The following is a 9,451-nucleotide window of genomic DNA, read 5'->3' as shown; positions in this document are numbered from 1 at the left end:
GTTTGATAGGCTACCTGCCCGGCTCAGGCATGCCGTCAGTCCAAGCGATAGGCTCGGACATAATCCACATACATGTAGGAGGGATTGGGCGCCTGATCCTTCGACGGTCCATCGACCATTGCGAGGTTGAGGAGGAGATAAAGCGGCTGCCTGTGTTCCGCCTGCGTCTCAGTCTTCCACATGAACTTCTGGTCGAAATAGAAGCGGATCCAATTCGGGCCCACGTGAACGCCATAGGTATGGAAGTCTTTGGGATCGGCGGCTGGAAAGACTTCGTTTCGCCTGAAACGCGAATAATGGTTCCCATCGCGATACCAGACATGCACGACGGATGAATAGCCTTCCGGCTTGTCGCCGTAAAACTCTATCACATCGATTTCTGCGGTGAATTCTGAGCGGTCCTTGCCAATCAGCCAGAAGGCGGGCCAAAGCCCCGGGCCTTCCGGGAGGCGAGCTCTCATTTCGAAATAGCCGTATTGCTGGGCAAACCCATTTCCTTTCGGATCGACCGACGCAAGCAGGCCGGACTGCCACTCGCCCTCGGCATCCTTACGTGCCTCGATGCGAAGAACCCCGTCCTCAATGGTAAAGGGAAATGCCTCTTCCGGATTGGCGAAGCGAGCGCCTCCGAAGTCGCCAGACCAGGGTGTATGCGCGATCCAGCGCGTGCCGGGTCCCCATGCGGAGACGCTGAGCGTATCGAACTCCTCCTCAAATGAAAGGCTCATCTGGCCGAGGTCGAGCTCATCTTCTTCCGCAGCTATGGCGGACGCGGCGCTGGAGATCGCCAGCGTGAGAACCGACGCAATCAGCGTGGCCATTCGCGGCAGCGCTTGTTTCCGGCTGCAAGGATACGGTCCATGAAACATCGGCGCGGAACCTCCAGCCATCATTATAGCCGGACAGCAGAAGGCCAGTAGTCACGCGAAAGCCGCTCGCCGGTCCATCATAAGAGGTAGCGGGCGGTGGAACGACTGCGCGCCGGGCGCATGCTAACCTCACTCGCACTGCGAAAATGGTCGCGGGGGTGGCTGGCATGAAGATCGAATTGATCGGCCTTTTGACGATCGCTCTGGGCATGATGACCTTTCTTGCCCCCGTTCATCGCGCATTCTCGATCATGGTATTGTCCACCCTGTTTGGCGCCGGCGCGGCTTTCAGCTTGCCGGGGCTGGGCGGGGCATCTGTTCTCGTGCCAAGCCTCTTTCTTGTCTTCTACGGCCTGCGCATGTTCCTCGCCTTTGGCGAAGGTCCTATCCTTGAGTCCCTGGCGCCGCCTCGGGCCGGGTTCTGGCTCCTGCTTCTGACAGCCTACGCGGTCGCGAGCGCGTTCTTCCTGCCGCGTCTCATGGAGGATGTAACCGAGACCATGACGGTTCAGCGGCTTGCCGGCGGCCGCAGTTCTATTTCGCTTATTGCCCTGGAACCGTCGACGAACAACATCACGCAGGCATTCTATGCATTGGGAGGACTTGCCTGCTTTGCGTTCACCTTCGCCTATCTGCGTTCGGCAGGTTCGCCCGCGCGTCTCGTCTATGCCATGCTCGCGCTGTCCGCTGCAAATCTGGGGTTTGCGGTTCTCGATGTGGTCACTTACTACGCGGGCGCGGCTCACATCTTCGATTTTGTGCGGACAGCCAACTACGCACTGCTGACGGGCTCCGAGAAAGCTGGCTTCAAGCGCATTTCCGGCACCTTCTCCGAAGCTTCGGCCTTTGCAGGCTACACCTCGGTGCTCTTTGCTTTTATCGGCAGTCTCTGGCTCGACCGGGTGCGCTCGCTTTTAACGGGCAGCGTCGCGGTGCTTCTGCTCGCCGCCCTCCTCCTTTCCACCTCGGCCACCGGAATGGTGGCGTTGGCGGTTGTGGCCGTATATCTGGCCTTCAGATCGGTCGGAGAATCGATACGCAAAAGCCCGATTGGAAGACCCGCCTTCCTGGCCTCGACCGTTCTGGCAATCCCTCTCGTAAGTCTTTTTGTCCTGCTCGCCATGCCAGACCTGCTGGATAGCGTGGCAAGTTACCTGGACGAGATCCTCTTTTCCAAGCTCGAGAGCCACTCCGGCCGGGAGAGGTTCATGTGGAACGCGGTCGCATACCAGGTTTTCATCGATACCGGAGGGTGGGGCGCCGGGCTTGGAAGCGCGCGGGCGTCAAGTTATCTGCTCGTGCTTCTTTCCAATGTCGGCCTGCTAGGCACCGCGCTTTTTGCAATTTTCATCGGCTCCATTCTTTTGCCTCGGCCAGGCAGCGAGACCGGCATAGACCTGGACGCCAAGATTGTCCGGGCTTGCAAGGCAGGACTTGTTGCAGCGCTTGCTGAGGCGTTCGCCGCCGGCACGGTCTATGACCTCGGCCTATTGTTCTATGTGCTGGCGGGAACGATAGCAGTGGTGCCTCTGCGCGCTTCGCAAAGGGAGAGCACGCCTGAGACGCCAATCGACGAAGTAACAGGACTTACCCCTCTCGGCGGGAGTCGTTCGTGAAGCTCGTCGTCTTCAATGTCAAATACAGCCCAAATCTGGGTGACGGTGTTCTGGCCTCCTGCCTTGAGCGCGGGCTGAGGCAAGGCGGGCCCGACATCTCGGTCGAAACACTGGATCTGGCCGGGCGCTGCGATTTCGGCGCGCCTCGGTCGCGACGACTTTATGCGCTGTCCTTGCTTCAAATATTGCCCAAAGGCTTACGCGGGGCGATGGTGGAGCTCGCGTTACGGCGCCGGTTCGCCGCCCTCAAGGAGCATTGGCACCGCCGGATCGATGAGGCCGACGCAGTAATTATCGGTGGCGGCAATCTCTTTCAGGACGACGATCTTAATTTCCCGCTGAAGATCGCTGCCGTCCTTGATCAGGTGCAACGCGCGCAGAAGCCGCTGGCGATTTTCGCGGTTGGCGCTACCGGACACTGGTCCGAGCGCGCCAAGGTTCTCTTTGACAGGCTACGCGATTGCAAGGTCGTCCATGTTTCCGTCCGCGATCACGGCGCGCGCGAAAACTGGCTCAAGCATTTCGGCCATTTTTTCCCGGTGGAAGTATCCCCCGATCCAGCGCTTCTCGCAGCCAGTCTCATTGGGGGCACGATCTCTCATTCCGGTAAAGCCCCTTTGGTGGGGATTGGCGTCGTTCATCCGTTGGTGTTGCGGCGGCATGCGGCAATTGAGCAGGCTCAAATTCCATTGAGCAAGAACGCCGATTACCGCCTGCTTATAAGGTGGTTCCTCGACGCAGGATGCCGTGTGGCGCTTTTCACAAATGGTGCGGAGGAGGATGAGCAATTCTTAAGGGCCATTTTGGACGACCGAAGCGCCCAGGCATGGTTGCGAGATGGCTCCCTCAGCGTGATGCCGCACCCGAAGACGCCGGAGGAGCTGGTGACGAACATCAGCAGACTCAGCGTTGTTATCGCGCATAGGTTGCATGCAAGTATCGTATCCTATTCGCTTGGAGTACCTTGCGTCGGCCTAAGCTGGGACCAAAAGGTCGACGGTTTCTTCAGCGAAATAAACCGCGAGGCATTTGTTATCAGCGGCGAAGGGGTAAGTCCCGCACAGGTCGGTGAAACAGCGCTTCGTGCATTGCAGGAAGGATTGGATCCCCTAAAGCAAGCAAGATTGGTCAGAAAGGCCAGGTTCTGCTTGTTCCATATGATCGAAAAATTGCGCAGCGCCACTTTCCGGCCGGCGTCGGACCGAGCCGTACTATAGTTTATTAAGACTGTTTTAGTCTTTCCTTCCCCAACTCTCACGAAGTTGTGATCAATGGTTCCCCATGCAGTCTCCTTGCGTGCCGGGGAGCGGATACCACTTTAGTTTGTTTAAAGAGTATTTGTTGCACATATTGAGTATAAAACAATTTAGCGTGTCATGCATATCCTTAGGTGTGGATGAAGGGTATACTTATCATATGGCGGAACATTTCGGGGAATTTTTGAAGGCGCTTGACGCGGGCGTTTCATCGCCGGCGGGGAGGGGCCGCAAGGAAGAGGGCGGTCCTACAGTCTGGCGCCGCAATTATGCGGTAGGAGAAACGATTGCCGAAGATGAGGAGAATAAGCAAGCCTTCCTTCTGATCACATCCGGCTGGGTCGCGTCAGGCAAGATGCTGACGAACGGCTCGCGAATCGTTCTTGATTTCCTCCTTCCGGGCGATGTTGTCGGGATCGGCGCCACCGAATGGGCGAGAGAGGTGATCACGGCTCTCTCACCAGTCAGCACTATGGAGGTCCCCGGCGCGCCGCTGGAAACGTTGCTAAAGGCGCCGCAGACCGTCTCGAGGGCCCTTATAAGAAACGTTGCCCGGCACAACGCCAGAATCGCGGAACATATGGTCAGCATCGGACGACGCGGTGCTGTTGAGCGTACCGCGCATCTGCTCCTCGAACTGGCCTGCCGCCTTGAGATCAAGCCCGATAACGGCAGGGTTCGATTCCAATGCCCGCTCACCCAGGCGGATCTGGCGGACGCTCTGGGCCTCACCGCAGTCCACGTGAACCGGGTGCTTAAGGAGCTGAGGGAAAATGGGTTGGCTTCGTTTCGAAATGGAATCGTTGAGATCCGGGATGTCGACCGGCTTACCGAACTTGTGGATTTCGATGCGTCTTATTTGACTCTTCGAACAGTAAAATAGGACTTTATTCTTCGTAAACTTTAAGTTGAATCAATTTTTTATCAAATGGTGAATAAATTGATAAGGGCTTAATCTAGGTTAGTGCGCGTTATCCACAATTATGCAGATATTTTCCCTCGGAAGACCAGCACAGCTATTTCATTCGCGGGTCTCCGGAGCCGCTGCAAACGTACGGTGGCTGGGACGGGACGATGCTTTCGTACGTCAGCTGCATGCGGCTTGTTTATTCACACAAGTAAGGGGAGCGTATTGTGGAACTAGAAAATGGCTTTTCACAGGCGCCAGGCCTAAAATCGGCGTCTACATTGCCAGTCGACTTTCGGGCGGGTGGCAATTTCACAACGGAGGCGGAACTCGACAGAGGGACAAAGGAGGATCTGATACTTTTGATCGACCCCAGGGCGTTAGGCAGGGAATGCCTGGCGCAAAGTTTGAGGACCCAAAGTCCTGAAATGGAGATCGTTGCCGTCGGCTCGGCCGACGAGTGGCGTAAACTGGGGGATAGCAGGGAGCCGTCGGCGGTGCTCTTCATCGTCGGCAGCAGGAAGATCGCCGATTCAGGCGTTCGCTCCGAAATACAAGATCTTGCCGGGATTTTTGAAGACAGCCCGGTCATCGTCGTCGCTGACTCGGACGATCTCGGTCAGATCTTGACCGCGCTCGATTCCGGCGCACGCGGCTACATACCGAGCAATGTGGGTGTGAGCGTGGCTGCCGAGGCAATTCACCTTGCCCAGGTGGGTGGCGTCTTCGTTCCCGCAAGTGGTGTGCTTGCGATGCGCGATGTCATCAATTCGACCACCAATCGCACTGCAGGGCTCGGAAACCTGTTCACCGCGCGTGAGGCAGAGGTAGCCGAAGCCCTAAGACGCGGAAAGGCCAACAAGATCATCGCCTATGAGCTGCAACTTTGCGAGAGCACGGTGAAAGTGCACATCCGCAATATCATGAAGAAGCTCAATGCGACCAATCGCACGGAGGTAGCTTACAAGATCCGAGAAATGATGTCCTGACCGACAACCATGACACAAACAATAATTACGACGGAGCGCGGGGGTTTTCGGTTAGGCGTACCGTCATTGATTCTGATTGTACCGGGATTGGCTGGCCTAAAGCGGCAGTCCCAGTCGCAGCTTGATCTTCTAAGTCGGCGGGCGAAGCTATCTGGGCTCCGCATCGAATGCTGCGGGGCCCAGTTCTAAGGGACGATGGCGTCCAGGCCTATGACGCTTGTCCGTCATTCCAGAAGACCGGTGTAGTTCTCAGCCAGGCTCTGCTGAGCGATCCGGGAAGAAGCAAGATAATCGAATTCAGCGCGCTGGATGCGCCGCCCGAACGAGCCCGTTTCCGGAAAACTGTGTAGCAGCGAGGTCATCCACCAGGAAAACCGCTCTGTTTTCCAGGTGTGGGCGAGCACGCGATGAGAGTAACTATCGATACCCGCCTGCGAGTGCCCGGCGTAGTATTCTGAAAGCGCTTCAGCGAGGATTCTCACGTCGTGCAGCGCCATGTTGAGGCCCTTCGCGCCGGTTGGCGGCACGATATGCGCCGCATCGCCGGCGAGGAAGAGCCGCCCGAAACGCAATGGCTCCGCCACAAAGCTCCGCAGGGGTGCGATGGATTTTTCGATGCTGGCGCCGGTTTGCAGCCGATCTGCCACATCCGGGTTCAGCCGGGCGCGCAACTCGTCCCAGAAACGATCGTCAGGCCAGTCTTCCACCTTCTCATTGCTTCCAACCTGAACGTAGTAGCGGCTCCGGGTGTGAGAGCGCATGGAGCAGAGCGCAAAGCCGCGTTCGTGATGCGCGTAGATGAGTTCGTCATCCACCGGAGGCTTGTCGACGAGCACGCCCAGCCACCCGAAGAGGTAAACGCGCTCGAAGCTCTGAATCGCGCTTTCCGGAACGCTGGCCCGCGAGATGCCGTGAAAGCCGTCGCATCCGGCGATGAAATCGCAGGTGATTTCGTGGGAAACGCCATCCTTGCGGTAGCGTATCTTCGGGGAGGCCCCATCGAAATCGTGCAGGCTTACGTCTTCGGCTTCATAGATGGTTTTTGCGCCGGAAGCCGCGCGTGCTTCCATCAGGTCACGCGTCACCTCCGTCTGGCCGTAGATCATGACCTTGCGGCCGATCAGGGCCTGGAAATCGATGCCCAACATGTCGCCATCGAAGGACAGTTTTACGCCGTCATGGGGAATTCCTTCCCGCCGCATGCGCTCACCGACGCCGATTGTCTCCAGAAGGTCCACTGAGCTTTGCTCAAGCACGCCGGCGCGGATGCGCCCCAAAACGTAATCGGCGCTACGCCTTTCGATGACGACGGCGTCAATCCCCGCGCGCTCGAGAAGCCGACCGAGGGTGAGCCCCGCAGGCCCAGCACCGATGATAGCAACCTGTACGCGCATTTTCTCTCTGGTCCACTTTCCTCTTGTGGGAAGACATAAGCTTTCAGGCCGAAATGCCAATGGACAGAGCAGCCAAAAACTTGGACAATAAGAACATGACATCAATCCCGATTTACGCACTCTACGGGGAGGAGGACTATCCGGACCAGGCCGACTGGCTGCATTGGGAAACCATCACCTCCCGTAGCCGTCTTCACGGTTTCCGGATTGCTCCGCACCGGCATGAACAGTTCTTCCAATTTCTCTTTTTGCGGCGGGGTCGTGCGCGCGCCTTGATCGATGGAGAGGATCGCGACCTCGGCCCGGTGTCGGTGGTCGCTGTTCCTGCCCTTTCGGTTCACGGTTTCCTCTTCAGCGAGGATGTCGACGGCGTGGTGCTTACCTTCTTCGAACGGGATGTTCGAACCCTGGCTGCCGAAATCCCCCAAATGGAGGAATGGCTGCTGAGGCCTTTCATCGTTCAGATGAACGAAGAGCATGCTTCGGAGTTGCACAATACGATCCGCGGGCTCATTTCGGAGGCGGACAGCCGGAGGCCAGGGAGAGCTGCCGCCATACGCGCGCAGATAACGCTTCTTCTCGTCTCGCTTCTGCGCCTCGGGATGGCGGCCGCCTCGCATGATCGAAGCCAGCTGGGAAGGGCCGCACAGCTTGCACGCGCCTTTCTGGCACTGGTGGAACGGGAATTTCGCGAGACGAGGGCCATCCCACATTACGCCCATGCACTCGGCATCACGCCTACCCACCTCAACCGTGTGTGCCGGCAGGTTCTGGGCCGTCCGGCGCTTTCCGTCATCGAGCGCCGCATTGTGTTAGAGGCAAAGCGCTATCTGCAGTTCTCGACGTTGAGCATCAAAGAGATAGGTATCGTTCTAGGCTATCCAGATCCCGCTTATTTCTCGCGCTTCTTTCAGCGCGCGACCGGCTACGCCCCAAGCCGCTTTCGTGCGCCGAACACGGCAGCTGAGAACCTTTCGCCAAGAGAGGTGTTGGAACAGGCATGCACGAGATAGTCGAGCCGCAAAGATTTTTCCTGGAGGAAGGGCCCGATGTGCCCAACAACCCCGATCTGCCGGTGCTGATCTACCCGCAGGTGCTGGGCGATCGCGTCACCGACAGGGCAGGTGCTTTCGAACAGCGCTTTATTGGGAGCGGCTGGGGCGGCACATGGCGGAACGGCATCTTCCGCTACCATCATTTCCATCCGGATGCGCACGAAGCTCTAGGTATCGCCCGCGGCATGGTCGAAGTGCAGCTTGGTGGTGAGACGGGTAAGCGCTTCGAGCTGAAAGCAGGCGATCTCGTCGTGCTGCCGGCTGGCACCGGCCACAAAAATCTCTCAGCAAGCGACGACCTTCTGGTAATTGGCGCCTACCCGCCGGGGCAGGAGAATTACTCGATCTGCCGCAACAAGGCGGAAGTGCAATCGATGCCTGAACTGGCGCGCCCCGAGAGCGATCCCTTCTACGGCCGGGAAGGCCCGCTTTTGCGGGCCTGGTGACCGGCAAGGCCGAGGGCTCTTTAAGCGTCAGCTATACCAAGGCCCCTGCACCACCTGGATCTCCGCGCCTGCCTCGGCAACCTTTGCAGCAAAGGCCTCGGGATCGCTGCCCCGATAATGGTAGGGATAGACAACCTTGGGAGCGAACTCGGCCACAGCGGAAGCCGCCTGATCGCTATCCATGGTGTAGGGCAGGTTCATCGGGACGAAGGCGATGTCGATGTCGCTAAGAGCGCGCATTTCCGGGATGTCTTCCGTGTCGCCCGCAATATAGACCCTGCGCCCGTCGGCGCTCAGGACATAGCCGTTGTCGCGGCCCTTGGGGTGGTACTGCAACCGGTCGGGCGTGGTGTTGTAGGCAGGAATGGCTTCGATCCCGATTTCGCCCACGGTCGTGCTTTCTCCATTGCCGATCGAGGTTGCCTTGCTCTTCAGCGCCTCGGGCAGCTTATCGAAGACGGACGGGTTGGTGACGAGCTGTGTCTGCTCTCCTGCAAGCGCAGTCAGTGTATCCGGCTCGAAATGATCGCCATGCTCGTGGGTGACGAGTATGAGGTCCGCAGGAGGATTGCCCTCAAACGCCGCGGCACCCCCAACAGGATCGACATAGATGACCATATTGGGAACGGTCATCACGAAAGAGGCATGCGCGATGGGGGAGATGGTGATCTTCCCGTTTTCGCTGTCGTAGCTGTCGCCTTGGGATTCCTGCGCCCGGGTGGAAAAAGGCATGATGATCGTCGCTCCGACCGCGGCCAAGCCGGTTGCACCGAGTTGCAAAGTCTTACGCCTCGTAAAGGTCATCGTCTCCTCCTGTTCCCATTCGATCTGCTGCAGTCCTGGAGACGTGAAATTAAGCCAGCGTGTCGCAGGATCAAAATAACGGAAAAGTGAACGTGTTTACAATCGGCGGCATGGA

General features: G+C 58.1%; 9 protein-coding genes. 6 read left to right on the top strand and 3 right to left on the bottom strand.

From position 1 onward, the window contains the following. Positions 1–35: 35 nt before the first annotated feature. Positions 36–821 carry a glycoside hydrolase family 16 protein gene (locus tag GNP00_RS08595; RefSeq protein ID WP_041544770.1) on the bottom strand — a complete coding sequence of 262 codons (786 nt, stop codon included), beginning with the start codon at positions 819–821 and terminating at the stop codon, positions 36–38. A 215-nt stretch (positions 822–1,036) separates the two neighbouring features. Here GNP00_RS08595 and GNP00_RS08590 point away from each other — a divergent pair, with 215 nt between their 5' ends. The 4 genes from GNP00_RS08590 (at position 1,037) to GNP00_RS08575 (ending at position 5,637) form a co-directional block, all read left to right on the top strand. Then, a complete protein-coding gene (locus tag GNP00_RS08590; RefSeq protein ID WP_011581902.1) occupies positions 1,037–2,485 on the top strand; it encodes a hypothetical protein in 1,449 nt (482 codons plus the stop codon). Then, positions 2,482–3,702 carry a polysaccharide pyruvyl transferase family protein gene (locus GNP00_RS08585; RefSeq protein WP_011581901.1) on the top strand — a complete coding sequence of 407 codons (1,221 nt, stop codon included), beginning with the start codon at positions 2,482–2,484 and terminating at the stop codon, positions 3,700–3,702. The genes GNP00_RS08590 and GNP00_RS08585 overlap by 4 nt, the downstream gene beginning before the upstream one ends. Positions 3,703–3,808: 106 nt before the next feature. Beyond that, positions 3,809–4,624 carry a Crp/Fnr family transcriptional regulator gene (locus tag GNP00_RS08580; RefSeq protein WP_246259277.1) on the top strand — a complete coding sequence of 272 codons (816 nt, stop codon included), beginning with the start codon at positions 3,809–3,811 and terminating at the stop codon, positions 4,622–4,624. A gap of 251 nt (positions 4,625–4,875) precedes the next feature. Next, positions 4,876–5,637: a LuxR C-terminal-related transcriptional regulator gene (locus GNP00_RS08575; protein WP_166015921.1), complete on the top strand. Its 762-nt coding sequence runs from the start codon at positions 4,876–4,878 to the stop codon at positions 5,635–5,637. A gap of 224 nt (positions 5,638–5,861) precedes the next feature. On the opposite strand, the gene pobA is transcribed toward GNP00_RS08575, so the two are convergent. After that, entirely contained in the window at positions 5,862–7,031 is a 1,170-nt protein-coding gene (gene pobA, locus GNP00_RS08570) for a 4-hydroxybenzoate 3-monooxygenase (RefSeq protein WP_011581898.1), read from the bottom strand. A gap of 95 nt (positions 7,032–7,126) precedes the next feature. Here pobA and GNP00_RS08565 point away from each other — a divergent pair, with 95 nt between their 5' ends. Next, positions 7,127–8,044: a helix-turn-helix domain-containing protein gene (locus GNP00_RS08565; protein ID WP_049764941.1), complete on the top strand. Its 918-nt coding sequence runs from the start codon at positions 7,127–7,129 to the stop codon at positions 8,042–8,044. Next, a complete protein-coding gene (locus tag GNP00_RS08560; RefSeq protein ID WP_011581896.1) occupies positions 8,032–8,532 on the top strand; it encodes a cupin domain-containing protein in 501 nt (166 codons plus the stop codon). Before GNP00_RS08565 ends, GNP00_RS08560 begins: the two co-directional genes overlap by 13 nt. A 27-nt stretch (positions 8,533–8,559) precedes the next feature. Here the strand turns inward: GNP00_RS08560 and GNP00_RS08555 are convergent, their stop codons facing one another. Continuing rightward, a complete protein-coding gene (locus tag GNP00_RS08555; protein ID WP_011581895.1) occupies positions 8,560–9,336 on the bottom strand; it encodes an MBL fold metallo-hydrolase in 777 nt (258 codons plus the stop codon). Between the last annotated feature and the right edge of the window lie 115 nt (positions 9,337–9,451).

Source organism: Chelativorans multitrophicus (genome assembly GCF_011317445.1).
Lineage (GTDB): Bacteria > Pseudomonadota > Alphaproteobacteria > Rhizobiales > Rhizobiaceae > Chelativorans > Chelativorans multitrophicus.
The sequence above is the reverse complement of the archived record's forward strand: the minus strand, read 5'-3'. Positions and strand labels throughout refer to the sequence as shown.

Excerpts from the sequence above, each read along its gene's own strand:
- GNP00_RS08590 (WP_011581902.1), top strand. The coding sequence starts at position 1,037 with ATGAAGATCGAATTGATCGGCCTTTTGACGATCGCTCTGGGCATGATG.
- GNP00_RS08555 (WP_011581895.1), bottom strand. The coding sequence starts at position 9,336 with ATGACCTTTACGAGGCGTAAGACTTTGCAACTCGGTGCAACCGGCTTG.
- GNP00_RS08565 (WP_049764941.1), top strand. The coding sequence starts at position 7,127 with ATGACATCAATCCCGATTTACGCACTCTACGGGGAGGAGGACTATCCG.
- GNP00_RS08560 (WP_011581896.1), top strand. The coding sequence starts at position 8,032 with ATGCACGAGATAGTCGAGCCGCAAAGATTTTTCCTGGAGGAAGGGCCC.
- GNP00_RS08595 (WP_041544770.1), bottom strand. The coding sequence starts at position 821 with ATGGCCACGCTGATTGCGTCGGTTCTCACGCTGGCGATCTCCAGCGCC.
- pobA (WP_011581898.1), bottom strand. The coding sequence starts at position 7,031 with ATGCGCGTACAGGTTGCTATCATCGGTGCTGGGCCTGCGGGGCTCACC.